This window comes from uncultured Pseudomonas sp. (assembly GCF_913774235.1).
Classification (GTDB): Bacteria; Pseudomonadota; Gammaproteobacteria; order Pseudomonadales; family Pseudomonadaceae; genus Chryseomonas.
Genome location: NZ_CAJYDW010000018.1, coordinates 142,979 through 168,588 on the forward strand (window position 1 = coordinate 142,979; position 25,610 = coordinate 168,588).

Consider the following 25,610-nt stretch of genomic DNA (forward strand, 5'->3'; position numbering starts at 1 on the left):
CACACGCGATGAGGTTTTTTGTCCATGGCAGCCGGATGGGCAGGTGGCGGGGGGCCTGTCTGGTCGCCTTATTGACCGCTCTGGCTGGGCCCCTCGCCATGGGCGGCGAGCGCGTCGAATTGCGCATCGGTGATCAGGTATTGCGGGTGGAGATCGCTGGCACACCCGCGCAACGCACCCAGGGCCTGATGGGGCGTGCCCCGCTGAGGGCCGACGAGGGCATGTTGTTCGTCTTCCCCGGCGACGACATCCGCTGTCTGTGGATGAGGGATACGCCCAGTGCCCTGGCCGCGGCCTTCATCACGGCCGACGGCGTCATCCTCAACCTTGCGGAGATGCAGCCGCAGACCGATACCCGCCATTGCTCCCGGGCGCCGGCCCGCTACGCGCTGGAAACGGCGACCGGCTGGTTCTCCCGGCGAAGTATCGCCGCCGGGACGAAGATCCAGGGATTGGCTGCGGTGCCGCCGGCCCTCAGGTGAGCGGGCCGCTGTACACCAGGGTGTCGTAGTCGAAGCGAACCCGGCCTTGTTCGGCGTGGGCGTCGAACAGCTGCTCCACCTCGGCGCTGAGCGCTGCATGGCCTGGGCTGCCGGCGGCAGGCAGGTAGGAAGAGGATTCCACCCGTGCCTGCAGGCCCTCGCGATCGAGCCACTGCGCATTGCTCGTCGCCCAGAGCTGGCATCCCTCCGGGCCAAAGAAGCGTGCCAGTTCCGCCGGACGCAGATTGCGGTGCTCCACCTGCCGGTAATCGGTGCCATGGCGCTGCAGCAGCTCCTCGTAGCCGGCCATGAAGGGGCTGCCATCGGACAGTCGATAGTTCCAGATCAAGGCGAGGGTGCCACCCGGACGCAGGATCCGGGCGAACTCCGGCCGCGTCCGCTGGCGGTCGAACCAGTGGAAGGCCTGGCCCACGACGATCAAGTCCACGCTCCGCTCGCCCAGGCCGGTGTCTTCCGCCGTGCCATGCCAGGTATGGAAGCCCGCCCGCTGGGCGAGACTGGCGGCCATGGCCTGGCGCATAGGGGCGTTGGGCTCGATGGCGTGGACGGTGTAGCCCGCCGCCAGGAACTCCCGGGTCAGCAGGCCCGTACCAGCGCCGACGTCCGCCACTACGGCATCCGCGGCGAGATCCGCTACCAACCGCTGGATCACGGCTGAGGGATAGCCCGGACGGCCCTTCTCGTAAGCGGAGACCCTGTCGCTGAATCGCTTTTCGTTCTTCATAAGGCCTTTTTAATCAGCTAGTTAAATTATATTTTTGACGTGAATTATCGAAAAACTTCAGAAATCACTTTAAGTTCGCTCCTCCAGTCCGCGTGCGCTGAATGCGTGACCGATGCTGACGCCGAGCGTGAAGAATCCTTCTTCGAAAAGAATGGCGGCAGCGGTACGAGCTTGTCGAGAGCAGGTTGGTTGAAGGTGGTGGCTGTTGGCCCTGACCGCTAGGGCGCAGAGGCCTTGCCAGGACTCTCCGCGTCGGGAGCGGGCAGGAGCGGAGGCGACTGGCTGCTCGCCTCGTTCACCGCTCGCCTGATGACTGCCGCGCGGCCATGACCTGGGGAGCGACCGCTCGCGCCGGGTTGCGCTACCAGGCGCGCCCCAGGGTTCTTGCCTCCATGGGCCAGGTCGAGCGGCCAAGGAACCGCTCAAGGGGCGTCGCTATTGGAGCCAGGCCTCGACGCGGCGATTCTTCACCCGGCCGTTGGGCGACAGTCCGGCTACCGGCAGTTGGTCGCCGAGGGAAAGGAGGTCTGCCGCGAAGACCTTCTGGTGGCGCAGCGCCGTGGCGACCGCCAGGGCTCTGAGGCGGGCCAGCAGGGCGGCACGAGCGGGATCTTCGGTGGCATCGTTGAAGCCTGCCAGCACCAGGCGGCGATTGGCGTTTTCCGGCAAGCGCATGAAATCGGCCAGTCGTTCGACGTCGCGCAAGGCCTTGTTGTCGAGCTGGGCGCTGCCGGCGGTGAAACGAAAATTTACCGTGAGGCGCTGGGCCCGCTGGGCCAGGTCGGCATAGGCCTTGGGCATGCCCTGGGTGTCGGTGATTCGTAGCGGCTCGATGTGTTGGGCGACAAAACCACTCTGTTGGACGATGTTCTGGCCGGCGGGCGTCTGGCTGAATTCCAGCAGGCTGCGCACCCAGTCGGACCGTTCGTTGGGCGGCGCATAGAGGAACAACCGGCGCGCCAGGGGATAGTCCTCGGTAGCGACGCTGGCTTCGCTGGGCAGGATGGCGCGTCCTTCACCATCGCGCAGGGCTAGCCTGGGCAGCTTGGCAGCGGCCGCCAGGCTGGTGAAGCCGATACCGGCGGGATCGCTGGCGACCTGCTCCGCCAGCTCTTCATTGGATTCATAGCGTTTTGCCTGTGTACTCAAGCGCTTACCGGCGGGAGTTAACACCAGCTCACGGAAGGTATCGTAGGTGCCGGAGCGGTCGTCGCGAGCGTAGAGATGGATGGCGCCGGGCTGGCCGCCCAGTTGCTGCCAATCGCTGATGTCGCCGGCGAAGATCTGCGCCAGGCGCTGTAGATCGAGTTCGCGCAGGGGATTGCCCGGATGCACGATGATCGCCAGGCCATCCAGGGCGATCACGTACTCGGCTTGCCGGCTACGCAGGTCGCCCAGGGGCGCGAGGGCGGTCGCCTCGGCATCGGTGACGGGACGCGAGGCAGCGGCGACATCGGTGGTCTTGTTGGCCAGGGCCGTGAAGCCGGTGCCGGTGCCATGGGCGGCGATCTGCACGGACGCGGAGCTGCCGTCGGGTGTGCGAGCCACCAGACGCCACTCATCCATCACTCCAGTGGGTAGGGTCTGCGGTTGCTGGTAACCGCGCTCCGCGAGCAGACCGGCCACCAGACGCGGTCCCAGGCGGGCGTTTACCGTGTTGGAACCCTGGAGCCGCAGCAGCGGCGTGTCGGTCTCCGCAGCGAAGGTGGCGGACGATGCCAGAGGTAGCAGCAAGAGAGTCAGCACCGCCCGCCGTAGCAGCGTACGGCGGAATACCGGGGCGGAGCAGTTCATGGGTCGGGCCTCGAACCTACGACGAGGCCGCCACCTTAGGGCTGCTCCATGACGCCGACGTTACAGCCGTTCAGCGCAATTCAAGCCATACCGGGGCGTGGTCGGAGGGCTTTTCCATGCCGCGGATGTCGTAGTCGACGCCAGCCGCGGCGATGCGCTCGCGCAGGGCCTGGGAGGCGAGAATGGTATCGATGCGCAGACCACGCTTGGGCTCGTCTTCGAAGCCACGACTGCGATAGGGGAACCAACTGAAGCGATCATCGACCTCAGGGTGCAGGTGGCGGTAGCTGTCGACCAGCCCCCAGCCCAGCAGACGCTGCATCCATTCCCGTTCTTCGGGCTGGAAGCTGCAGGCGCCCGTTCGCAGCCAGCGCTTGGCATTGGCGGCGCCGATGCCGATGTCGTGGTCCTGGGCGGAGATATTGAAGTCACCCATCAACAACAAGGGAGTATCGGCGGAGAAACGCTCTTCAAGTAGATTCTGAAGATCCGCGTAGAACTTCCTCTTTCCAGGGAATTTGGTTGGGTGGGCGATGTTCTCCCCTTGAGGAAAATAGCCGTTCATGACCACCAGTGGCTGGCCCTGGCGATCGGCGAAGACGCCATAGATGAATCTCTTCTGGGATTCCTCGCCATCGCCAGGAAAGCCCTTGTGCAGTTCCAGGGGTGCCAGGCGCGACAGCAGGGCAACACCGTAATGGCCCTTCTGGCCGTGGTAATGGACGTGATAGCCCAGCGCCTCGATCTCCGCCTGGGGAAACTGGTCATCCGAGACCTTGGTTTCCTGCAGGCCGATCACGTCAGGATCATAGCGTTCGATGATGGCAGAAAGCTGATGAGGTCTTGCTCTCAAGCCATTGATATTGAAGCAAATTATCTTCATTCTAGCTGTCCTGGGAAAAGAGGCATCCTAGCCTATTCCACCGTGCGCTGGCGAAACGGCCTGGCAGCGAACCCTGGGCGCATCCGTTTGTCTCACAGCGCAACGCCCGTTAGCATCCCTGTATGAATAGTCCGACAGCTCTACGCCGTACCTTGATTGGAGTTTGTTGCCTGCACGGGATGGCCTGGGCAGCGCCGGCCGAGGTAAGCGTCCGCGTCGAACCGGCCAATACACCCCTGCGCGACAACATCCAGGCCTACATCGGCTCTGTCGAAGGACGGGACGCCGCCGCGCTGCAGCGCCTGCGCCCTGCGGCAGAGCGGCAGGCCGAGCAGGCGGCCCAGGCGTTGGGCTTCTACCATGCGCAAATCGATACCCGGGTCGACCCCGGCGAAACGCCCCGTTTGGTGGTGGAGGTCCGGCCGGGTGAGCCGGTCAAGCTGCGCAACGTGGACATCCGCATCGAGGGGCCGGCGCGCCAGCTACGGGCCTTCCAGCGCCCCATACCGGCAGGCCTTAAGCCTGGTCAGCCGCTGAACCAGGGCCTGTATGAGGATGCCAAGAGCCTCATCCAGAACCAGGCACAGCGCTACGGCTTCTTCCGCGGGACCTTCACCCAGCATCAGCTGCGCATCGATCCGGCCACTGGTTTCGCTGACATCGCCCTGGTGTTCGAGAGCGGACCGCGTTTCGTCCTGGGCAAGGTGAGCTTCGAGGGGGATGCGCCCTTCGATCCCGATCTGCTCCAGCGCATGGTGCCCTTCACCCCCGGCACCCCCTACGATTCCGAGCTGATCGCCGACTTCCAGAGCAATCTGCTGGCCAGCGGCTTTTTCGATGGTGCCCGGCTCGACACCTATCCCAAGACCGAGGGGCCCGCCGAAGTCCCGGTGACGGTGACCCTGCGCACCCGCAAGCCGCGAACCTTCGGCTTCGGCCCGGGCTACTCCACCGACGTCGGCCCGCGCCTCAGATTCACCTGGGAGAATCACTGGCTCAATCCGCAGGGGCACAGCCTGGGTGCCGAGGCCGAGCTGTCGGCGCCGCGCCAGAGCATCGCGACCTGGTACGACATCCCGGGCCAGGACCCGATCAATGACAAGTTCCGCTTCGCCGGTGGCTACCAGTACGAGCAGATCGCCGACGACGATTCCCTCAGCCAGCTGCTCACCGTTGGCCCCGAGTGGCATCGCAAGTTTCCCAACGGTTGGGAGCGGGTGCTGTCGGTGAAGTGGCGCAACGAGAACTATCGCCTGGGCAACGACGACGGCACCTCCAACCTGGTGATGCCGGGCGTGGACTTCTCGCTGCTGCGCAGCGACAACCGTATTGATCCCCATCGTGGCTACCGCCTGCAGTTCGGGGTATCGGCGGCCAAGGAAGGTCTGCTGTCGGACGCCAACATGGTGCATGCCACGGCGCTGGCCCGGGGCTTGATCACCGTGGGCGACGGCCACCGCTTCCTCGGACGCCTGCAACTGGGCGGCAACTTCACCAATGGCTACAACAAGGTCCCGCCGTCGCTGCGCTTCTTCGCTGGCGGTGACCAGAGTGTCCGTGGCTACGACTACCAGACCCTGTCGCCGGAAAACGACGAAGGCGACTACGTCGGCGGTCGCTACCTGGTCGCCGGTGGCGTCGAGTACCAGTATCCGCTGCGGGACAAGTGGCGCCTGGCGACCTTCGTCGACCAGGGCAGCGCCTTCAATGATCTCAACAATTATCAACTCAAGACGAGTATCGGCGTGGGTGTGCGCTGGGTCTCGCCGGTCGGCCCGATCCGCGTCGACCTGGCCCACGCCCTCGACGAACCCGGCGGCATTCGTCTGCATTTCTCCATAGGACCCGAGCTGTGAAGTCGCTAGGCGGTGTCGTTCTCGGAATCCTGGCGGCCCTCCTGGGCGCGCTGATCCTGCTGCTGGTGCTCGTGTTGAGCAATGCCAGCATCGGACGGGCGCTACTGGGCCAGGTGCCTGGCCTGACCCTGACCGGTTTCCAAGGGCGTCTGGGCAGCCAGTGGCAGGCCCAGCAGTTGGTGTGGCAGGGCGGAGCTACGCGGGTGACGGTGGATGAGCCGCAATTCGCCTGGCGGCCCGGCTGCCTGCTGCGTCTGCAGCTGTGCATCGATACCCTGGTCGCGTCGCGGGTCGCCATCGACCAGGCGCCGAGCAGCGAACCGGCGCCGGCGCAGAGCGGTCCGGTGCGCTTACCGTCGCTGGGCTTGCCCCTGGCTGTGCGACTGGGCGAGGTACGCCTGGGACAGGTGCTCTACAACGGCGCCGAACAGGCTCGCGACCTGCAACTGCAGGCGCGCTGGCAGGCCGACGGCGTCGCCATCGAGCGCCTGGCCGGTGCGGCCTATGGTCTGACGCTGGATACCCAGGGGCACCTGCAACCCAAGGGTGACTGGCCGCTGCAGCTGAGCGGCACGCTGGGCCTGCCGGCTCCGGACCAGGCGCCCTGGTCGTTGGCGCTGAAGGTCGAGGGTGAGTTGCAAGAGACCCTGCGCCTGACGGCCGACAGCAGTGGCTACCTGCCGGGACAGTTGACCGGCACGGTCCAGCCTCTGGTCGAGCACGTCCCGGCCGATCTGCAACTGGTGGCGAACGGCTTCAAGGCGGCGAGCCTGCCCGATACCTTGCGGCTGAACGACCTCAAGCTCACCGCGCGGGGTGATCTCGCCGCAGGCTATGCCTTGGTCGGCCAGGCGACGTTGCCGGGCGAAGGCGGGCCGGTAGCGTTGAATCTGGATGGCGCCGTCGATGCCAAGGGCGCGCGGATCGCTGCCTTGCGCCTGCAGGCCACGCCCGAGCAGCGGGTGGTGCTGGCCGGGCAACTGGACTGGCAGCAAGGCCTGGCCGCCGATGCCACCCTCGACTGGCGCGACTTCCCCTGGCGGCGGCTCTATCCCATGGCCGAACCGCCGGTGACACTGCAGCGTTTGCAGGGCGAGGTGGCTTATCGCGATGGCGGCTACCTGGGCAATCTCAAGGCCGAGGCCACTGGGCCGGCCGGGGCTTTCACCCTGGTCACGCCCTTCAGCGGTGACACCACCCAGCTCAACCTGCCGTCCCTGGATCTCCAGGCCGGCCAGGGGCGCGCCCAGGGCAAGGTCAACCTGGGCTTCGCCGAGGGCGTCACCTGGCAGGTGGCACTGGATCTCAGCCGTCTGGACCCGGCCTTCTGGGTCGCCCAGTTGCCGGGCAGCCTGGCCGGTCCGCTGCGTAGCTCCGGTACCTTCAAGGACGGACGCCTGCAACTGGATGCCGACCTCGACCTGAAAGGCCGCCTGCGCAACCAGCCGGCCGTGCTGGCGGCTCAGGCCAAGGGGGCCGGGGAGCAGTGGCAGGTCTCGCAACTGGACATCCGCCTGGGGGATAACCGCATCCAGGGGCAGGGCGCCCTCGACCAGCGCCTGCAAGGACAACTCCAACTGGACCTGCGCCGCCTGGCCCAGCTCTGGCCGGATCTCGCCGGCAGCGCCCAGGGGCGCCTCGATCTCGGCGGTACCCTCAAGGCTCCGGCTGGTCAGTTGCGGCTCAATGGCCGGCAACTGGCCTATGCGGACAATCGCATTGCCGGTCTCGCTCTCACCGCCGATCTGGACGAGCGTCAGCGCGGCAAGCTGGAGCTGAGTGCCCAGGGCCTCCAGGCCGCTGGCCGCGATTTTGGCGTGCTGCGCCTGCAAGGGCAGGGCGATCGTCGCCAGCAGCAGGCCGATCTGACCCTCGATGGCCCGCCAGTCAAGCTGGCCCTGAATGCCGGTGGCACCCTGGCCGACAATGGCGACTGGAAGGGACAACTGGCCCGGGGCTCGGTCGCCGCCAGTGGCCAGAACTGGACGTTGGCGAGTCCGGCGCGTATCGAACGCCTGGCCAATGGCCGCCTGGAGCTGGGCCGCCATTGCTGGCGGTCGGGCGCGGCCAGTCTCTGCGGCGATGACCAACAGCTACTACCCGATACCCGCCTGGCCTGGCACCTGCGCGCCTTCCCCCTGGCCAGCCTGCAACCGCTGCTGCCGCCGGAGCTCGCCTGGCAGGGCAGTCTCGACGGTGACGTGGACCTGCGCCTGCCCAAGGCCGGGCCCGATGGCGAAGTCCGTCTCCAGGCCGGACGTGGCAGCCTCAAGCTGCGCGACGCCGCCGGCCAGTGGCAGACCTTCAGCTACGACAGCCTCGACGTGACCAGCGCCCTGAAGCCTCAGCAGGTGGACACCCAGGTGCGCCTGACCAGCGCCGACCTTGGCCGCCTGGACGTCCAGGCACGCCTGGACCCGCGTGACCCGAACCAGGCGTTGGCCGGGCGTTTCCAGTTGCAGGGCCTGAATCTCGCCTTGGGCAAGGCCTTTGTCGAAGGCATCGAACACCTCGAAGGCAAGATCAATGGCGCAGGCGAGCTGGGTGGCACCCTGCTGCAACCGCGGGTCAACGGCCAGCTCCAGCTCACCGGGGGCGATATCGGCGGTGGCAGCGTGCCGACCCGGCTGCAGGACCTCGGCCTGACCGCCCGTATTCAGGGTGATACCGCCGTGCTCGATGGCGGTTGGCGCAGCGGCACCCAGGGCCGCGGCCAGATCCAGGGCAGCGTCGGCTGGGCCCAGGGGCTGGACGTCAACGTCGCCGTCACCGGCGATAGGTTGCCGGTCAACGTGGAGCCCTATGCTCAGCTGGAAGTGGCGCCCAATCTCAAGATCCTGATGAAGGACGGGCGCCTGGCACTGGCCGGCGAAGTCCGGGTACCGCGCGGACACATCCAGGTGCGCCAACTACCGCCGTCCACGGTGAAGGTGTCGGACGATGCCGTCATCGTCGGCCAGGAAGCCCCGGCCAGGCAGCAACCGCTGCAGATCGCCATGGACGTCGATGTGCTGGTCGGCGCCGACAAGCTCAGCTTCGATGCCTTCGGCCTGTCCGCCGAGATCGTCGGCAAGGTGCATATTGGCGACAACCTCGACACCCGCGGCGAATTGAATCTGCGCAATGGGCGTTACAACGCCTATGGCCAGCGTCTGACCATGAGACGGGCGCGGCTGTTCTTCCAGGGGCCCATCGCCCAGCCGTACATCGATGTCGAGGCGGTGCGGGTGGTGCAGGAGCAGAACGTCACCGCCGGCCTGAGGCTCTCCGGTTTCGTGCAGCAGCCGCGTATCGAGGTGTTCTCCGAGCCGAGCATGAGCCAGGAACAGGCGCTGGCCTACCTGGTACTGGGACGGCCCCTGTCCAGCGGCAGCGAAGGGGACAACAACGTACTCGGCCAGGCCGCTCTGGCGCTGGGCCTGGCGGGTAGCTCCGGCACCGCTGGCGAGCTGGCCCAGCGGCTGGGTATCCAGAATTTCCAGCTCGACACCGCGGGTTCCGGCGACAAGACCAGTGTCGTCGCGTCGGGCAATCTCACCGATCGGCTGTCGCTGCGTTATGGTGTCGGAGTTTTCGATTCGGCCAACACGGTCGCGCTGCGTTACCAGCTCACCCGCCGGCTCTATCTGGAGATCGCCAGTGGCCTGGCCAACTCCCTGGATTTCTTCTATCGCCGCGATTTTTGAGTCGAGGACGCGCAAGGCTTTGATCGGCCGCGGAAAACGTGTTTACTCCCTGTCCCCGTCTCATGAGAAAAGGAGCAATTCATGGCAACCGTCAATCTGCGCGGCAATCCGGTCGAGGTGCAGGGCAACCTGCCGCAGCCTGGCCAACAGGCACCGGCTTTCAGCCTGGTCAATGGCGACCTGCAGGACGTCACCCTGGCCAGCCTCGCCGGCAAGCGCAAGGTGCTCAACATCTTCCCCAGCGTCGATACCCCGACCTGTGCCGCTTCGGTACGCAAATTCAACGCGGAAGTCGACAAGCTGGATAACACCCTGGTGCTCTGCATCTCGGCTGACCTGCCGTTCGCCCAGAAGCGTTTCTGCGGTGCCGAAGGTCTGGAGAAGGTGGTGAACCTCTCCACCCTGCGCGGTGCCGAATTCCTGCAGAACTATGGCGTCGCCCTGGCCAGCGGCCCGCTGCAAGGCCTGGCCGCACGTGCCGTGGTGGTGCTGGACGAGCAGGACAAGGTGCTGCACAGCGAGCTGGTCCCTGAAATCGGCCAGGAGCCGAACTACGCCGCGGCCCTGGCGGTGCTGGGCTGATCGATCGTCGTCCGCCGCAGGTACCGGGCGGGCATTGGGGGGCTCGGGACGTTGACGCAAGAGTGGACGAGTGATCTTTCCGGCGGGACGTGGCAATGCTGTTCGGGCAGTCCGTCAACGCGGGAAATCGTCAACCGGTGCAGTTAACTTCTGAAACACCCTACCTGTAGAACGGGCAGGCACCTTGGTGTCTGCCCGTTTCGCCTTGAGTAAAATGGCGGTAAAGGGACTGGTTTTTACTGCATCCCTGCTGCTTACCTTCTCGCCTTCCCTGCGTGTACGTATCCCTGATGTCCGACTCTTCTTTCCATACTGCTTCGCGTCGCCGACTGCTCTGGCCGCTCGTCATCGTTATCCTGGTGGCCGCCGGCGGCTGGTACTGGTATCACCAGCACACGCAGCAGAATGTCGCGGCGGCGGGGAAAGGTGCCCGTGGAGCGTTCGGCATGAACGGACCTACGCCGGTGCGGGTGGTGGCGGTGGAGCAGCGCAGCTTTCCCATCGTGCGCAAATCCATCGGTACGGTGACAGCGCTCAACACCGTGAACGTCCGTACCCGGGTCGCCGGCGAGCTGGTGCGGGTGGCCTTCGAGGAAGGCCAGAAGGTCAGGGCCGGCGAGCTGCTGGCGACCATAGACCCACGTCCCTACGAGGTGGCCCTGCAGCAGGCCGAGGGCACCCTGCAACAGAATCAGGCGCAGCTGCGCAACGCCGAGTTGGACCTCAAGCGCTACCAGGGGCTGTTCCGCGAAGACAGCATCGCCAAGCAGACGCTGGATACCCAGGAAGCCCTGGTCAACCAGTATCGCGGCACCCTCAAGAACAGCCAGGCGGCGGTGGCCGACGCCAAGCTGAACCTGGCCTTCACCCAGATCAAGGCGCCCATCGCCGGCCGCGTCGGCCTGCGCCAGCTGGATGGTGGCAACCTGCTCTCCGCCAACGACAGCACCGTGGTGGCCGTGATCACCCAGACCCAGCCGATCTCGGTGGTCTTCACCCTGCCGGAAAGCCAGCTCGGCGAGTTGCTCAAGCGCGCCCGCGCCGGCCAGGCGCTGGCCGTCGAAGCCTGGGATCGCGGCGGTACGCAAAAGGTCGCCGAAGGCACCCTGCAGAGCTTCGACAACCAGATCGACACCGCCACCGGCACCCTCAAGTTTCGCGCCCGCTTCGCCAACGGCGATGAGGCGCTGTTCCCCAATCAGTTCGTCACCGTGCGTGTGCGCGAGCAGGTGCTGGACCAGGCGCTGGTGCTGCCTTCGGCATCCATCCAGTTCGGCTCCAATGGCACCTTCGCCTACGTGGTGGGGGCCGACAACAAGATCCAGGTGCGCAGTCTCAAGCTGGGGCCGGACGACGGCAGCCTGACCGTAGTCACCGAGGGCCTGGCCGCCGGTGACCGGGTGGTGACCGAGGGCACCGATCGCCTGCGCGAGGGCACCGAGGTGGAAGTCGTCACCGGTGCCTCGGCGCCACCCAGCGAACCGGCCAAGCCGGCGGTACGCAAGCCCGGCAAGACCCAGGGCTGATCGGCCGCGATGGATATCTCGCGCCCGTTCATCCTGCGCCCGGTCGCCACCACCCTGTTGATGGTGGCGCTGCTCATCGCCGGTCTGCTGGCCTATCGGCTGCTACCGGTGGCTGCCTTGCCGCAGGTGGACTATCCCACCATCCGGGTGCTCACCCTCTATCCCGGCGCCAGTCCCGACGTCATGACCAGCGCCGTCACCGCGCCACTGGAGCGCCAGTTCGGCCAGATGCCCGGGTTATCGCAGATGGCCTCCACCAGCTCCGGTGGCGCCTCGGTCATCACCCTCAGGTTCAACCTGGAGCTCGACCTGTCGGTCGCCGAGCAGGAAGTCCAGGCGGCGATCAACGCGGCCAACAACCTCTTGCCCAACGACCTGCCGGCTCCACCGGTGTACAACAAGGTCAATCCGGCCGACACGCCCATCGTCACCCTGGCGATCAGTTCCAGGACCTTGCCGCTGCCCACCCTTTACGACCTGGTCGATACCCGCATGGCGCAGAAGCTGGCCCAGGTCAGCGGGGTAGGGATGGTCAGCCTGGCCGGCGGCCAGCGCCCGGCCGTACGCATCCAGGTCGATCCCGACAAGCTGGCCGCCCACAACCTGACCCTGGCCGACGTGCGCAGCCTGGTCACCAGCGAGAACACTAACCAGCCCAAGGGCAGCTTCGACGGTCCCACCCGGGTGGCCACCCTGGACGCCAACGACCAGATACGCGATCCCAAGGCCTACGGCGAGCTGATCCTCAACTATGCCGACAATGGCGCCCTGCGTCTGGGTGACGTGGCTACCATCGCCCAGGGCGCGGAAAACGATCGCCTGGCCGCCTGGGCCAATCGCAGCGGTGCCATCCTGGTCAACGTCCAGCGCCAGCCCGGTGCCAACGTCATCCAGACCGTCGACCGCATCCAGGCGCTATTGCCCAGCCTGCGGGAAAGCCTCCCGGCCGGTCTCGACATCGCCGTGCTCAGCGACCGCACCGAGACCATCCGCGCCGCGGTCACCGACGTCCAGCACGAGATGCTGCTGGCGGTCGGCCTGGTGGTCATGGTCACCTTCGTCTTCCTGCGCCGCTTCAGCGCCACCCTGATTCCCTCGGTCACGGTGCCGCTGTCGCTGATCGGCACCTTCGGCGCCATGTACCTGGCCGGCTTCTCGCTGAACAACCTGTCGCTGATGGCCCTGACCATCGCCACCGGCTTCGTCGTCGACGACGCCATCGTCATGCTGGAGAACATCTCGCGGCATCTGGAGGAGGGCGCCACCCCACTGGAAGCCGCGCTCAAGGGCGCCCGGCAGATCGGCTTCACCCTGGTGTCCCTGACCGTCTCCCTGATCGCCGTGCTGATTCCGCTACTGTTCATGCAGGACGTGGTCGGCCGGCTGTTCCGCGAATTCGCCATCACCCTGGCGGTGGCCATCCTCATCTCCCTGGTGATCTCCCTCACGCTCACCCCGATGATGTGCGCGCGGCTGCTCAAGCAGGAACAGGCCGCGGAACAGCGCTTGGTCTGGCTGGAGCGGTTGATCGCCGGCTATGGCCGGGCCCTGCGTTGGGCGCTGCTGCACCGGACGCTGATGTTGCTCCTGGCGGTGGCGACCTTCGTGCTCACCGCGGTGCTCTACCTGCTCGTGCCCAAGGGCTTCTTCCCGGCCCAGGACACCGGCTCCATCCAGGGCATCACCGAGGCGGCCCAGTCCATCTCCTTCCGCGCCATGAGCGAGCGCCAGCAGGCCCTGGCCGAGGTGGTGCTGCAGGACCCGGCGGTGGCGAGCCTGTCGTCCTATATCGGCGTCGATGGCGACAACGTCACCCTCAACAGCGGGCGCATGCAGATCAACCTCAAGCCGCAGAGCGAGCGCGACGTGACCGCCCTGGAGGTGATCGACCGCCTGCGGCCCGAGGTCGCCAAGGTGGTGGGCATTACCCTCTACATGCAGCCGGTGCAGGATCTCAGTGTCGAGGATCGCGTCAGTCGGACCCAGTATCAGCTCAGCCTCGATTCGCCCGATGCCAACCTGCTCGACACCTGGGTGCCGCGCCTGACCCAGGCCCTGCAACAGCGTCCGGAACTCACCGACGTCACCAGCGACCTGCAGAACAAGGGCCTGCAGCTGTACCTGACCATCGACCGCGACGCCGCGGCGCGCCTCGGTGTCCAAGTGTCGGCCATCACCGATGCCCTCTACGATGCCCTGGGCCAGCGGCAGATCTCGACCATCTACACCCAGGCCAACCAGTATCGGGTGGTGCTCGCCAGCGCCGCTGCCGACAGCCTGGGGCCAGACGCCCTGAGCCAGGTCTGGGTGAAGGCGGGCAGTAGTACCAGCTCCAGTGGCAGCAGCGGGACCGGCACCGCGACCACGACGGAAACCGCCACCGATACCGCTCGTGCGCCGGTGCGACTGTCGAGCTTGGTGAAAATGGAACAGCGCCCGACTCGGCTGGTGATCAACCACCTGAGCCAATTCCCCGCGGTGACGCTGTCCTTCAACCTGGCGAGCGGCGTCTCCCTGGGGGCCGCGGTGGCCGCCATCGACGCGGCCAAGCAGGAGATCGGCCTGCCGATCGGCATCAACACCCGCTACCAGGGCGCGGCGGCAGCCTTCCAGGCGTCGCTGTCCAGCACCTTGTTGCTGATCCTGGCCGCGGTGGTAGTGATGTACATCGTCCTCGGGGTGCTCTATGAGAGCTTCATCCACCCCCTAACCATCCTCTCGACGCTGCCCTCGGCGGCCATCGGTGCGCTGCTGGCGCTCTTGCTCACCGGTAACGACCTCGGCCTCATCGCGGTGATCGGCATCATCCTGCTCATCGGCATCGTCAAGAAGAACGCCATCATGATGATCGACTTCGCCCTGGACGCCGAACGGCACCAGGGGCTGAGGCCCGAGGAGGCCATCTACCAGGCGGCGTTGCTGCGCTTTCGGCCGATCCTGATGACCACCCTGGCCGCCTTGTTCGGCGCGGTGCCGCTGATGCTGGCCACCGGCGCGGGCGCCGAGTTGCGCCAGCCGCTGGGTCTGGTGATGGTCGGCGGCCTGCTGGTCAGCCAGGTGCTGACGCTGTTCACCACCCCGGTCATCTACCTGGCCTTCGACAGCCTGGGCGAGCGCCTGGGTCGGCGCAAGGCGGCCTGAGGTGAATCTTTCGGCGCCTTTCATCGCCCGGCCGGTGGCTACGCTGCTGCTGAGCCTGGCGCTATTGCTCGCCGGCGCCATCGCCTTCCGCCTGCTACCGGTGGCGCCCCTGCCGCAGATGGACTTCCCGACCATAACCGTCTCCGCCAGCCTCTCCGGCGCCAGTCCGCAGGTGATGGCCTCCAGCGTCGCCACGCCGCTGGAGCGTTCCCTGGGTAGCATCGCCGGCATCAGCTCCATGACCAGCCGCAGCAGCCAGGGCTCGACGCAGATCATCATCCAGTTCGACCTGGACAAGGACGTCAATACCGCCGCCCGGGAAGTCCAGGCGGCCATCAATGCCTCGCGCAACCTCTTGCCCAGCGGCATGCGCCAGATGCCGCGCTACCGCAAGGTCAATCCGTCCCAGGCACCCATCATGGTGTTCTCGCTGACCTCCAAGACCCTGAGCAAGGGCGAGCTCTACGACCTGGCCTCCACGGTGCTGGCCCAGAGCCTGTCCCAGGTCAACGGGGTGGGCGAGGTGCAGATCGGCGGCAGCTCTCTGCCGGCGGTGCGCGTCGAGCTGGAACCGCGCCAGCTGGAGCACTATGGCCTGGCGCTGGACGATGTCCGCACCGCCATCAACAGTGCCAATCAGCGCCGGCCCAAGGGCGCGGTGGCCAACGACGAGCACAACTGGCAGATCCAGGCCAACGACCAGCTGTTCAAGGCTGCCGACTACGCCCCGTTGATCATCCGCTACCAGGACGGGGCGGCCTTGCGCCTGCGCGACGTCGCCAAGGTCAGCGATGCCGTGGAGGATCGCTACAACGCCGGCTTCTTCAACGACCAGAGCGCCGTGTTGCTGGTGGTCAATCGCCAGGCCAACGCCAACATCATCGAGACCATCGCCGCGCTCAAGGCACGCCTGCCGGCGCTGGAAGCCATCGTCCCGGCCAGTGCGCGGCTGGAAGTGGCCATGGACCGATCCGGGGTGATCAAGGCCACCCTGCACGAAGCCGAGCTGACCCTGATCATCGCTGTCTTCCTGGTGATCGGTGTGGTCTGGCTGTTCCTCGGCCGGCTGCGCAGCGCGGTGATCCCGGCCCTGGCGGTGCCCATCTCGCTGGTGGGCACCTTCGCCGTCATGTACATCCTTGGCTTCTCGCTCAATACCCTGTCGCTGATGGCGCTGATCCTGGCAGCGGGGCTGGTGGTGGACGATGCCATCGTGGTGCTGGAGAACATCGCCCGCCATATCGACGAGGGCATGGCGCCGCTCAAGGCGGCCTACCAGGGTACCCGCGAGGTGGGCTTCACCCTGTTGTCGATGAACGTCTCCCTGGTCGCCGTCTTCGTCGCCATCCTGTTCATCGGCGGCATCGTCGAGAAGCTGTTCCGCGAATTCTCCCTGACCCTGGCGGCGGCCATCCTGGTGTCGCTGGTGGTGTCCCTGACGCTGACGCCCATGCTCTGCGCGCGCTGGCTCAAGCCCCATGACCCGCAACACGAGGGTCGTTTGCAGCGGTTCAGTGAGCGTACCCATCGTCGCCTGGTGGCGGGCTACGATCGCACCCTGGGCTGGGCGCTGCGGCATCGGCGGCTGACCCTGCTCAGTCTGTTCGCCACCATAGCCCTGAATGTGGCGCTCTATGTGGTAGTGCCCAAGACCTTCATGCCGCAGCAGGACACCGGCCAACTGATCGGCTTCATCCGTGGCGACAACGCCCTGTCGTTCCAGGTGATGCAGCCTAAGATCGAGATCCTGCGCAAGGCCCTGCTGGCCGATCCCGCGGTGGCCAGCGCCTCCGGCTTCGTCGGTAGCTCCGGCTCCGGCAGCGGGGTGAACAACGCGGTGATGCTGATCCGCCTCAAGCCTATCGCCGAACGCAAGCTGGATGCCCAGCAGGTCATCGACCGCATTCGCGCCACGGTGCCCCAGGTGCCCGGGGCCCGGCTGTTCCTCATGGCCGACCAGGACCTGAGATTCGGCGGTCGCCAGCAGAGCACCTCCTCCTATGAGTACAACCTGCTCTCGGGCGACGTCGGGCTGCTGGAAACCTGGCAGCCCAAGGTGCTGGCCGCGCTCAAGGCCCTGCCGGAGCTGACCGCGGTAGACGGTCGCGAAGGCAGCACCCAGCAGATCACCCTGCAGATCGACCGCGAGAAGGCCAAGCGCCTCGGCGTGGACATGGAGACCGTGGCCGCGGTACTTAACAATTCCTTCGCCCAGCGGCAAATCTCGACCATCTACGAGCCACTGAACCAGTACAAGGTGGTGATGGAGATCAATCCACGCTATGCCCAGGACCCGACCGTCCTCGAGCAGGTCCGGGTCATTACCAGTAGCGGTGCCCAGGTGCCGCTGGCGGCCTTCGCCTACTACACCAACAGCCTCGCCGAAGACCGGGTCACCCACGATGGCCAGTTCGCCTCGGAAAGCATCAACTTCGACCTGGCCCCGGACGTCAGCCTGGAGCAGGCGACCCGGGCAGTGCAGCGCGCCGTGGCGGCCATCGGCCTGCCCAGCGACGTCCAGGGGCGACTGGGGGGCTCCGCCAACATCTTCGCCAGCACCGTATCTGGACAGCCGCTGATGATCCTCGGCGCCCTGGTGCTGGTTTACATCGTCCTCGGCGTGCTCTACGAAAGCTATGTCCACCCCCTGACCATCCTCTCGACACTGCCGTCGGCCGGGGTAGGGGCCTTGCTCGCCATCCAGCTCACCGGCGGCCAGTTCAGCCTGATCTCCATGCTCGGCCTGTTCCTGCTGATCGGGGTGGTGAAAAAGAACGCCATCATGATGGTGGACCTGGCGCTGCAGCTGGAACGCCAGCAGGGGCTGTCGCCGGAAGAGGGCATCCGTCAGGCCTGCCTGCTGCGCCTGAGACCCATCCTGATGACCACCATGGCGGCCATCCTCGGCGCCGTGCCGCTGCTGATCGGCAACACCGAGGGCGCCGAGATGCGCCAGCCGCTAGGCCTGGTGATCGTCGGCGGCCTGGTGCTGAGCCAGATTCTCACCCTGTACACCACCCCGGTGGTCTATCTCTATTTCGAACGCCTGCGCCGTCGCGTCAATCGCTGGCGCGGCATCCGCACCGACGCTGCCCTGGATACGCCGCTATGACCCCAACCCTGCGCCTGCCGACGCTGACCCTGGCACTGCTGCTGGCCGGCTGTACCCTGGGGCCGGACTACCAGCGGCCAACCACCCCGGTACCGGTCGCCTATCGCCACGCCGAGGGCTGGCAACCCGCCGCGCCCAAGGACCTGGAGCTGCGCGGCGACTGGTGGCGTCGCTACGATGATCCCACCCTGGATCGGCTGATGGTCCAGCTGAATCAGCGCAACCAAGGCCTGGCCCAGGCCGAGGCCAGCTATCGGCAGTCGCTGGCCTTGGTGCGCCAGGCGCGCTCGGCACTCTTTCCTACGCTGTCGAGCAGCCTGGGCGCCACCCGCTCCGGGCGCGGCGGCGGTTCGGGCAACAGCACCGTCATCCGCAATTCCAGTGGCACCAGCGGCACCGTCAGCAGTGGTGGCGTGAGCACCATCAACAACTCCTACGACGCCAGCCTGGGGGTGAGCTGGGAGGTGGATCTCTGGGGGCGGGTGCGTCGTCAGCTGGAGTCGGATCGATCCACCGCCCAGGCCAGTGCCGCGCAGCTGGCGGCCACTCGCCTGAGTCTGCAGACCCAACTGGCCACCAACTACCTGCAACTAAGGGTGCTGGACGCCCAGCAACGTCTGCTCGATGCCACCGTCGCCGCCTACGAGCGCTCGCTGCGGCTGACCCAGAACCAGTATCGCGCGGGGATCGTCACCCCGGCCGACGTCGCCCAGGCCACCACCCAGCTCAAGAGCACCCAGGCCGACGCCATCGACCTCAGATACCAGCGCGCCCAGCTGGAGAATGCCATCGCCGTGTTGATCGGTGAGGTTCCGGCCAACTTCCAACTGGTGGCGGTCAATGCCATCCCCGCGCTTCCGACCCTGCCGAGCGCAGTCCCCTCGCAATTGCTGGAGCGCAGGCCCGACATCGCCCAGGCCGAGCGGCAGGTCATGGCTGCCAATGCCGCCATCGGTGTCGCCGAAGCCGCCTACTACCCCGACCTGACCTTGAGCGCCAGCGGCGGCTACAGCGCCAGCCAGTGGGGCAACCTGGTCAGCACGCCGAATCGCTTCTGGTCGATCGGGCCGTCCTTCGCCCTGTCGCTGTTCGATGGCGGTCTGCGTCGCGCCCAGGTGGAGTCCGCCGAGGCCAGCTACGATGCCAGCGTCGCCGGCTATCGCCAGACCGTGCTCGACGGCTTCCGCGAGGTCGAAGACTACCTGGTGCAGCTACGCACCTACGAGGATGAAGCCGGCGTCCGCCAGGAGGCCCTGGACGCCGCCCGGCGGGCCCTGCAATTGGCGGAGAATCAGTACCGTGCCGGGTTGATCGGCTATCTGGACGTAGTCACCCTGCAGACCACCGCCCTGAGCAACGAGCGCACCAACCTGACCTTGCTGGGTAGTCGCCTGAGCGCCAGCGTACAACTGATCGCAGCGCTTGGCGGGGGTTGGGATGGCGATCTGACCCCGCCTGCGCCCGCACGAAGACCCTGAGCGCCGGCATGAGAACGCCGGGCTATCGCCGCTGTGGCGTGCCGCCGATGCGCCGCTTCTACGGAAGGATCCCGATCTTGCCGGGGAGATGAGCGCTTGGTGGGATAGCTCCCTCTCCCTTCGGGAGAGGGTTGGGATGAGGGCGCCCTCCTGGCCACGAAGGCCCGGTGGAAAAGGCTGCGCCGTTTTCCACGCTACGGCGACACTCTGATCGTACGAGCAACTGATTTATAGCGGCCCATGGCCGCGATAAAGCGAGAAGGTAGCCCAGAGGGGGCAATCACAAGACCGGCATCAGCCCAATGCTGATCAGTTAAGGCAGAACGCCGCGTTCTTGTGAAGAGAACACGGCGTTCTTTGGCAGCATCGGGGTAGCTGGAAGCTGCGATCACGGCTAACGAATTGGCATCAGGGCAGTTGCCCGGTTCTAGCCCTTCGTATCTGACTCAGTTAGGGAAGAGTTCGCCCAGCTTCATGCTCAGCATCATGTTGCCTTCGACGCGCAGCTTGCCGGACATGAAGGCCTGCATGCCGTCGGTCTCGCCGCTGACGATGCCGGCCAGGGTGGCCTGGTCCATGATCAGGGTGCAATCCGGATCGGCGGCATCGCCCTGCTGGACGTCGCAGGTGCCGTCCTTGATGACCACGTAGTAGTTGTCACCGCCCTCGACGTCGAACTGATAGGTGAGATCCAGGCCGGCCGCGGCGGAGGGGTCGAATTTGCTCTTCAGGGTAGCGATGGCATCGGCTGCGCTCATGGCGAGGGTCCTTGTGGTCTTCTTCGATGAGGCCAGGTCCGTGGTGGCCTGGCTGGGATACTCGACCGAGGGTAGGGGGCGACAGGTGACCTGTCAACGGATATTCATACGCTTGTTTGAATGCCTGGGAGGCATACCTCGAACCAGTCCAACGAAGCCATAGACCTGACCGGATGCCCGGCCGGTGGCTGCCGAGTTTCTATCGGCCTGGCGACTCGGTATGCTGGGTAGGGCATTGCTGCCGCCATTCTAGGAGAGTCCGTGGAGTTTCTTGCCGACTATGCCAGTTTCCTGGCCAAAACCGTCACCCTGGTGGTGGCGATCCTCGCCGTGCTGCTCTTCACTGCGGCCATTCGCGGACGTAATCGCCGTGGTTCGGGCGGACAACTCCAGGTCCAGAAGCTCAACGACGTCTACCGCGATCTGCGCCTGAGATTGCAGCAGAGCGTACTCGGCAAGGAGGCCTTCAAGGCGCTGCGCAAGCGTGAGACCAAGGCCGAGAAGAGCAAGCGCAAGAGCGAAACCGGCAAGTCGCGGGTCTATGTGCTGGACTTCCACGGCGACATCAAGGCTTCGGCCAACGAGCACCTGCGCAACGAGATCACCGCCATCCTTACCCTGGCGACGCCCAAGGATGAGGTGGTGGTGCGGCTGGAGAGCGGCGGCGGGCTGGTGCACAGCTACGGCCTGGCCGCCTCGCAACTGGCGCGTATCCGCCAGGCCGGCGTGCCTCTGACCATCTGCGTCGACAAGGTGGCGGCCAGCGGCGGCTACATGATGGCCTGCATCGGCGACCGCATCCTCAGCGCTCCCTTCGCCATCCTCGGTTCCATCGGCGTGGTCGCCCAGTTGCCCAACGTCCATCGCCTGCTGAAGAAGCATGACGTGGACTTCGAAGTCTTCACCGCCGGCGAATACAAACGCACCGTCACGGTGTTCGGCGAGAACGACGAAAAGGGCAAGGAAAAATTCCAGGACGACCTGGAAACTACCCACGAACTGTTCAAGAACTTCGTCGCTCACTACCGGCCGCAGCTCAATATCGAAGAGGTCGCCACGGGCGAGGTCTGGCTTGGCCAGGCCGCCCTGGGCAAGCAACTGGTGGACGAACTGCGCACCAGTGATGAATACCTGGCCGAACGCGCGCAGGTCGTGGATGTCTTTGCCGTACGCTTCGTCGAGAAGAAGTCGCTGCCCGAACGCCTGGGCATGGCGGCCAGCCTCGGCGTGGATCGGCTGGTGACCACCTGGTGGGAGCGGCTCTCCGAGTCGACCCGCTGGCGCTGAGCTCCACAAGCCTTGCCGACTCCATAACAAGACTTCGAGGGAGAAACAGCGATGAGCAATTTTCAGGCACTCTGGGTGACCGAAGGACCCCATGGGGCATTTCGTCAGGAGGTGGTGAGCCGTACCCTGGACGACCTGCCCGCGGGTGAGGTGCTGGTCCGGGTGCGTTACTCCTCGCTCAACTACAAGGACGCGCTATCGGCCATCGGAAATCGCGGCGTGACCCGGCGCTATCCCCATACCCCGGGCATCGACGCGGCCGGCGTGGTGGAGGCCTCCAGCGCGGCCGAATTCGCCCCTGGTGACGAGGTCATCGTCACCGGCTACGACCTGGGCATGAACACCGCGGGCGGCTTCGGCCAGTACATCCGTGTCCCTGCCGCCTGGGTGATCCGCCGGCCGGACAACCTCGGCCTGCGCGAAGCCATGGTGCTGGGTACCGCGGGACTGACCGCGGCCCTGTGCGTCGAGAAGCTCGAACAGATGGGGCTGACCCCCGAGGCGGGCACGGTGCTGGTCACCGGCGCCAGCGGTGGCGTGGGCAGCCTGGCGGTCAAGCTGCTGGCCAGGCTCGGCTATCATGTGGCGGCGTCCACGGCGAAGCTGGAACGCGCGGAGTGGCTGCATCGCCTCGGCGCCCGGCAGATCCTCGACCGCGCGACCCTGGCCGATGGCGTCGGCAAGCCACTGCTGGATCAGCAATGGGCGGGCGCAGTGGATACGGTTGGTGGCGACATCCTGTTCAACGTCATCAAGTCGCTGGAATACGGCGGCAGCGTGGCCTGCTGCGGCATGACTGCCGGCACCAAGTTCGAAGCGGGCGTCTTTCCCTTCATCCTGCGCGGAGTGAATCTGCTAGGGGTCGACTCTGTGGAGCTGCCGCTGATGGCGAAGGCTGCCCTCTGGGACAAGCTCTCGGTGCAATGGAAACTGGACGACCTGGATAGCCTGACCCGGGAAATCGGCCTGCAGGAGCTGCCGGATACCATCAGCCAGATCCTGGCGGGCAAGATGGTGGGACGTGTGGTGGTCAATCTGGGTTAGTGCCGAGCAAGTAAAAGAAAACCCGCCGCGGCGGGTTTTCTTTTGTCTTGTTGCCGGGCCGATCAGGCCTGGCGGCGGCGGAACAACGGCTGGGGCTCATCGACCGCGGCTTGATAGGTCTCGCTGAAGTCGCGCAGACCTTTCAAAGCGGCTTCCGGATCGCGGTCGGCACGCACCACGTAGGCGTCGAAGCCGCAACGCTTGAGGAAGAACAGCTGATCCTGCAAGACATCGCCAATGGCGCGCAGCTCGCCGGTCCAGCCGAAGCGCTCGCGCAGCAGGCGGGCATAGGAGTAGCCACGGCCATCGACGAAGGCCGGGAAGTTGATGGCGATGAGGGCGAAGTGCTCCAGGTCGCCGGCGATGCTCTCCGGTTCTTCGTCGCTGTCCAGCCAGATGCCCAGTTTGCCGTCGCGGCAGGTGAGGGCATGACCGTGCTCCAGCCACAGCGCGGCCGGGATGATCACGTCGTCGCTGTTGGGGACGTCTTCGAGGGCGACATCCTTGGGCAGCAGATGCCAGTTGTCGGTGACCAGTTGGTCGCCCTTAATGATTCTTTGCATAGACGCGCTCCTTGAAGGGGTCGATACCGATACGGCGGTAGGTGTCGATGAAGCGCTCGTCTTCGGTGCGTTGCTCGACATAGACATCGATGAGCTTGCCGATTACCTCGGGCATCTGGTCCTGGGCGAAGGAGGGGCCGAGGATCTTGGCCAGGGTGGCGTCACGGCCGGCATCGCCGCCCAGGGAAACCTGGTAGAACTCTTCGCCCTTCTTGTCCACACCAAGGATGCCGATGTGGCCGACATGGTGGTGGCCGCAGGCGTTCATGCAGCCGGAGATGTTGAGGTCCAGCTCGCCGATGTCGAACAAGTAGTCCAGGTCGTCGAAGCGACGCTGGATGGACTCGGCGATGGGGATCGACTTGGCGTTGGCCAGGGAGCAGAAGTCACCGCCCGGGCAGCAGATCATGTCGGTCAGCAGGCCGATGTTGGGCGTGGCGAAGCCGTGTTTGCGCAGCTCGTGCCACAGCTCCAGCAACTGGTCCTGGCGGACGTCGGCGAAGATGACGTTCTGCTGGTGGGAGGTACGCAGCTCGCCGAAGCTGTAGCGATCGGCCAGATCGGCCATGGCGTCCAGCTGACGGTCGGTGACGTCACCTGGGGCCACGCCGGTGGGCTTGAGCGACAGGGTCACGGCGACGTAGCCCGGACGCTTGTGGCGGAAGGTGTTGCGCTGACGCCAGCGGGCGAAGCCCGGATGCTCGGCGTCCAGGCGGGCGAGGGCCTCATCCTGGTCCTGCAGCTCGGCATAGGGCGGATCGACGAAGAAGGCGGAAACCCGCGCGACTTCAGCCTCGGTCAGGGTGATGGGACCATCCTTGAGGTGCGCCCATTCGGCTTCGACCTTTTCGGCGAAGACGTCGGCGCCCAGGGCCTTGACCAGGATCTTGATGCGCGCCTTGAACTTGTTGTCGCGGCGACCGTAGCGGTTGTAGACCCGCAGGGTGGCTTCCAGGTAGCTGAGCAGGTGCTGCCAGGGCAGGAATTCACGGATGAATTCGCCGGTGTGGGGCGTACGGCCCTGACCGCCGCCAACCAGTACGCGGAAGCCCAGCTCGCCGGCGTCGTTGCGTACCGCTTCCAGGCCGATGTCGTGCACCTCGATGGCTGCGCGGTCCAGGGCGGCGCCGTTGACGGCAATCTTGAACTTGCGCGGCAGGAAGGCGAATTCGGGGTGAAAGGTGGACCACTGGCGAATGATCTCGCACCAGGGGCGCGGATCTATGACCTCGTCATGGGCTACGCCGGCGAACTGGTCGGTAGTGGTGTTACGGATGCAGTTGCCGCTGGTCTGGATGGCGTGCATCTGCACGGTGGCCAGCTCGGCGAGGATCTCGGGGACGTCTTCCAGCTCCGGCCAGTTGAACTGGAAGTTCTGGCGGGTACTGATGTGGGCGTAGCCCTTGTCGTAGTCGCGGGCGATCTGCGCCAGCTTGCGCACCTGGGTGGTGTTCAGCAGACCGTAGGGGACGGCAACGCGCAGCATGGGTGCGTAGCGCTGGATGTAGAGGCCATTCTGCAGGCGCAGGGGGCGGTATTCCTCGCCACCCAGCTCTCCGGCCAGGAAGCGGCGGGTCTGGTCGCGAAACTGGGCGACACGTTCTTCGACGATCCGCTGATCGTACTGATCGTAAACGTACATGGTCATCCTGCTGTCAGGCGGCGCGCACGGCTGCGCATGATCGAAGTCTTCGGCACCTGCACAAGGTGCGCTAGCGACTTTTCTAGGCCGTGAACGATAGCAGCAGGGCTATATGCTTAAAAGCGATGTTTCTTTATATATAAATCTATTCCGGCGATAAGCGGTGAAAGCGGGCGGCGCCGGATGCCGCCCGCCCAGGCCTCAATTAAGGCCCAGCTTGCCACGCAGGGTGGACAGATCCTCGGCCAGGGTATTGACCGGGCCGACCAGGGCCTTGCGGTCGCGCTCGCTGACCTTGTCGTAGGTCTCGAAGCCGCCATCCTTGGTCTTGTACTTGGCCAGGATCTTGTCGACGGTGGCGAAGTTCTTGTCGACCTTGGCCACGAAGGCCTTGTCCTGCTTCTCGATCTGCGGGCGGAACAAGTCGACGATCTTCTTGGCGCCATCGACGTTGGCCTGGAAGTCGTAGAGGTCGGTGTGACTGTAGCGGTCTTCCTCACCGGAAACCTTGGTCGCCGCCACTTCTTCCATCAGCGCCGCGGCGCCGCCCACCACCTTCTCCGGGGGGAAGGTCAGGCCGTCCACGCGTTTCTGCAGTTCCTTGACGTCGGTCATCAGCTTGTCGGCCAGCGGGCTCAGGCCGTCGGTGCTGTTCTTCTCGAACAGGCCGTATTCCAGGCGATGGAAGCCGGTGAAGTCATCCGACTTGACGCCATGCTCGTGGTCGTCTTCGCGCGAGTCGATGGAGGCATCCAGGTCGCTGAACAGTTCGGCGATGGGCTCGATCGCCTCGTAGTGCATGCGAGTGGTGGGATACAGCTTGCGAGCGGTGGCCAGGTCGCCTTTCTTCACCGCGTCGGTGAATGCCTGGGTGTCCTGGGTCAACTGCTCCAGATTGTCGGTGACGTAGATCTTGTAGTCGGAGATGGGGCCGACCAGGTCCAGTGGCGAATTGGCGGCGAACACCGGCGCGCTGAGCGCCAGACCGAGGGCTACGGCGAGGAACGAGCGTTGCATTCGACTTCTCCTGT

General features: G+C 65.7%; 17 protein-coding genes. 10 read left to right on the forward strand and 7 right to left on the reverse strand.

The window, feature by feature from the left end:
• The first annotated feature begins 71 nt into the window (after window positions 1-71).
• A complete protein-coding gene (locus tag QZ471_RS19885) occupies window positions 72-482 on the forward strand; it encodes a DUF192 domain-containing protein (protein WP_295467035.1) in 411 nt (136 codons plus the stop codon).
• Here the strand turns inward: QZ471_RS19885 and QZ471_RS19890 are convergent.
• The 3 genes from QZ471_RS19890 to xthA form a co-directional block, all read right to left on the reverse strand.
• Window positions 475-1,227 carry a class I SAM-dependent methyltransferase gene (locus QZ471_RS19890; RefSeq protein WP_295467036.1) on the reverse strand — a complete coding sequence of 251 codons (753 nt, stop codon included), beginning with the start codon at window positions 1,225-1,227 and terminating at the stop codon, window positions 475-477. The two genes, QZ471_RS19885 and QZ471_RS19890, sit on opposite strands and share 8 nt — an antisense overlap.
• A 435-nt stretch (window positions 1,228-1,662) precedes the next feature.
• Complete coding sequence (locus tag QZ471_RS19895; RefSeq protein ID WP_295467037.1) at window positions 1,663-3,021, reverse strand: substrate-binding domain-containing protein; 1,359 nt, start codon at window positions 3,019-3,021, stop codon at window positions 1,663-1,665.
• Between the two features lie 70 nt (window positions 3,022-3,091).
• Window positions 3,092-3,904, reverse strand: a complete 813-nt coding sequence (xthA, locus tag QZ471_RS19900; protein ID WP_295467039.1) for an exodeoxyribonuclease III — start codon at window positions 3,902-3,904, stop codon at window positions 3,092-3,094.
• A 179-nt stretch (window positions 3,905-4,083) separates the two neighbouring features.
• Between xthA and QZ471_RS19905 the strand changes: the two genes are divergently transcribed.
• From QZ471_RS19905 to QZ471_RS19935, 7 genes are all read left to right on the forward strand, one after another.
• Window positions 4,084-5,760 (forward strand): autotransporter assembly complex family protein, encoded by a 1,677-nt coding sequence (locus QZ471_RS19905; RefSeq protein ID WP_295467305.1) that lies wholly within the window; start codon window positions 4,084-4,086, stop codon window positions 5,758-5,760.
• On the forward strand, window positions 5,757-9,446 hold the full coding sequence (locus tag QZ471_RS19910; RefSeq protein WP_295467040.1) for a translocation/assembly module TamB domain-containing protein: 3,690 nt from the start codon (window positions 5,757-5,759) through the stop codon (window positions 9,444-9,446). Before QZ471_RS19905 ends, QZ471_RS19910 begins: the two co-directional genes overlap by 4 nt.
• A gap of 81 nt (window positions 9,447-9,527) precedes the next feature.
• Window positions 9,528-10,028, forward strand: a complete 501-nt coding sequence (gene tpx / locus QZ471_RS19915) for a thiol peroxidase (RefSeq protein WP_295467041.1) — start codon at window positions 9,528-9,530, stop codon at window positions 10,026-10,028.
• 290 nt (window positions 10,029-10,318) lie between these two features.
• Window positions 10,319-11,554 carry an MdtA/MuxA family multidrug efflux RND transporter periplasmic adaptor subunit gene (locus tag QZ471_RS19920; protein WP_295467042.1) on the forward strand — a complete coding sequence of 412 codons (1,236 nt, stop codon included), beginning with the start codon at window positions 10,319-10,321 and terminating at the stop codon, window positions 11,552-11,554.
• Window positions 11,555-11,563: 9 nt separating this feature from the next.
• On the forward strand, window positions 11,564-14,695 hold the full coding sequence (locus QZ471_RS19925) for a multidrug efflux RND transporter permease subunit (protein WP_295467043.1): 3,132 nt from the start codon (window positions 11,564-11,566) through the stop codon (window positions 14,693-14,695).
• Window position 14,696: 1 nt separating this feature from the next.
• A complete protein-coding gene (locus QZ471_RS19930; RefSeq protein ID WP_295467044.1) occupies window positions 14,697-17,807 on the forward strand; it encodes an efflux RND transporter permease subunit in 3,111 nt (1,036 codons plus the stop codon).
• On the forward strand, window positions 17,804-19,285 hold the full coding sequence (locus QZ471_RS19935) for an efflux transporter outer membrane subunit (RefSeq protein WP_295467045.1): 1,482 nt from the start codon (window positions 17,804-17,806) through the stop codon (window positions 19,283-19,285). The genes QZ471_RS19930 and QZ471_RS19935 overlap by 4 nt, the downstream gene beginning before the upstream one ends.
• A 446-nt stretch (window positions 19,286-19,731) precedes the next feature.
• On the opposite strand, the gene QZ471_RS19940 is transcribed toward QZ471_RS19935, so the two are convergent.
• Complete coding sequence (locus tag QZ471_RS19940) at window positions 19,732-20,043, reverse strand: SCP2 sterol-binding domain-containing protein (protein WP_058765123.1); 312 nt, start codon at window positions 20,041-20,043, stop codon at window positions 19,732-19,734.
• 261 nt (window positions 20,044-20,304) lie between these two features.
• On the opposite strand from QZ471_RS19940, the gene sohB reads away from it, so the two are divergent.
• Window positions 20,305-21,330, forward strand: a complete 1,026-nt coding sequence (gene sohB / locus QZ471_RS19945) for a protease SohB (protein ID WP_295467061.1) — start codon at window positions 20,305-20,307, stop codon at window positions 21,328-21,330.
• A gap of 51 nt (window positions 21,331-21,381) precedes the next feature.
• The gene (locus tag QZ471_RS19950; RefSeq protein ID WP_295467063.1) at window positions 21,382-22,374 is read left to right on the forward strand and encodes a YhdH/YhfP family quinone oxidoreductase; all 993 of its coding nucleotides are present in this window, start codon (window positions 21,382-21,384) and stop codon (window positions 22,372-22,374) included.
• Window positions 22,375-22,436: 62 nt separating this feature from the next.
• On the opposite strand, the gene QZ471_RS19955 is transcribed toward QZ471_RS19950, so the two are convergent.
• The 3 genes from QZ471_RS19955 to efeO all read right to left on the reverse strand — a co-directional run bounded on the left by QZ471_RS19955 (window position 22,437) and on the right by efeO (window position 25,596).
• The gene (locus QZ471_RS19955; protein WP_295467065.1) at window positions 22,437-22,937 is read right to left on the reverse strand and encodes a DUF934 domain-containing protein; all 501 of its coding nucleotides are present in this window, start codon (window positions 22,935-22,937) and stop codon (window positions 22,437-22,439) included.
• Window positions 22,921-24,579 carry a nitrite/sulfite reductase gene (locus tag QZ471_RS19960; protein WP_295467067.1) on the reverse strand — a complete coding sequence of 553 codons (1,659 nt, stop codon included), beginning with the start codon at window positions 24,577-24,579 and terminating at the stop codon, window positions 22,921-22,923. The genes QZ471_RS19955 and QZ471_RS19960 overlap by 17 nt, the downstream gene beginning before the upstream one ends.
• 201 nt (window positions 24,580-24,780) lie before the next feature.
• Complete coding sequence (efeO, locus tag QZ471_RS19965) at window positions 24,781-25,596, reverse strand: iron uptake system protein EfeO (protein ID WP_295467069.1); 816 nt, start codon at window positions 25,594-25,596, stop codon at window positions 24,781-24,783.
• Window positions 25,597-25,610 lie beyond the last annotated feature (14 nt).

Bases quoted from the DNA above. Each gene is read 5' to 3' on its own strand.
- QZ471_RS19890 (WP_295467036.1), bottom strand. From the start codon at position 1,227: ATGAAGAACGAAAAGCGATTCAGCGACAGGGTCTCCGCTTACGAGAAG.
- QZ471_RS19895 (WP_295467037.1), bottom strand. From the start codon at position 3,021: ATGAACTGCTCCGCCCCGGTATTCCGCCGTACGCTGCTACGGCGGGCG.
- xthA (WP_295467039.1), bottom strand. From the start codon at position 3,904: ATGAAGATAATTTGCTTCAATATCAATGGCTTGAGAGCAAGACCTCAT.
- QZ471_RS19905 (WP_295467305.1), top strand. From the start codon at position 4,084: ATGGCCTGGGCAGCGCCGGCCGAGGTAAGCGTCCGCGTCGAACCGGCC.
- tpx (WP_295467041.1), top strand. From the start codon at position 9,528: ATGGCAACCGTCAATCTGCGCGGCAATCCGGTCGAGGTGCAGGGCAAC.
- QZ471_RS19920 (WP_295467042.1), top strand. From the start codon at position 10,319: ATGTCCGACTCTTCTTTCCATACTGCTTCGCGTCGCCGACTGCTCTGG.
- QZ471_RS19925 (WP_295467043.1), top strand. From the start codon at position 11,564: ATGGATATCTCGCGCCCGTTCATCCTGCGCCCGGTCGCCACCACCCTG.
- QZ471_RS19935 (WP_295467045.1), top strand. From the start codon at position 17,804: ATGACCCCAACCCTGCGCCTGCCGACGCTGACCCTGGCACTGCTGCTG.
- QZ471_RS19940 (WP_058765123.1), bottom strand. From the start codon at position 20,043: ATGAGCGCAGCCGATGCCATCGCTACCCTGAAGAGCAAATTCGACCCC.
- QZ471_RS19950 (WP_295467063.1), top strand. From the start codon at position 21,382: ATGAGCAATTTTCAGGCACTCTGGGTGACCGAAGGACCCCATGGGGCA.
- QZ471_RS19955 (WP_295467065.1), bottom strand. From the start codon at position 22,937: ATGCAAAGAATCATTAAGGGCGACCAACTGGTCACCGACAACTGGCAT.
- QZ471_RS19960 (WP_295467067.1), bottom strand. From the start codon at position 24,579: ATGTACGTTTACGATCAGTACGATCAGCGGATCGTCGAAGAACGTGTC.
- efeO (WP_295467069.1), bottom strand. From the start codon at position 25,596: ATGCAACGCTCGTTCCTCGCCGTAGCCCTCGGTCTGGCGCTCAGCGCG.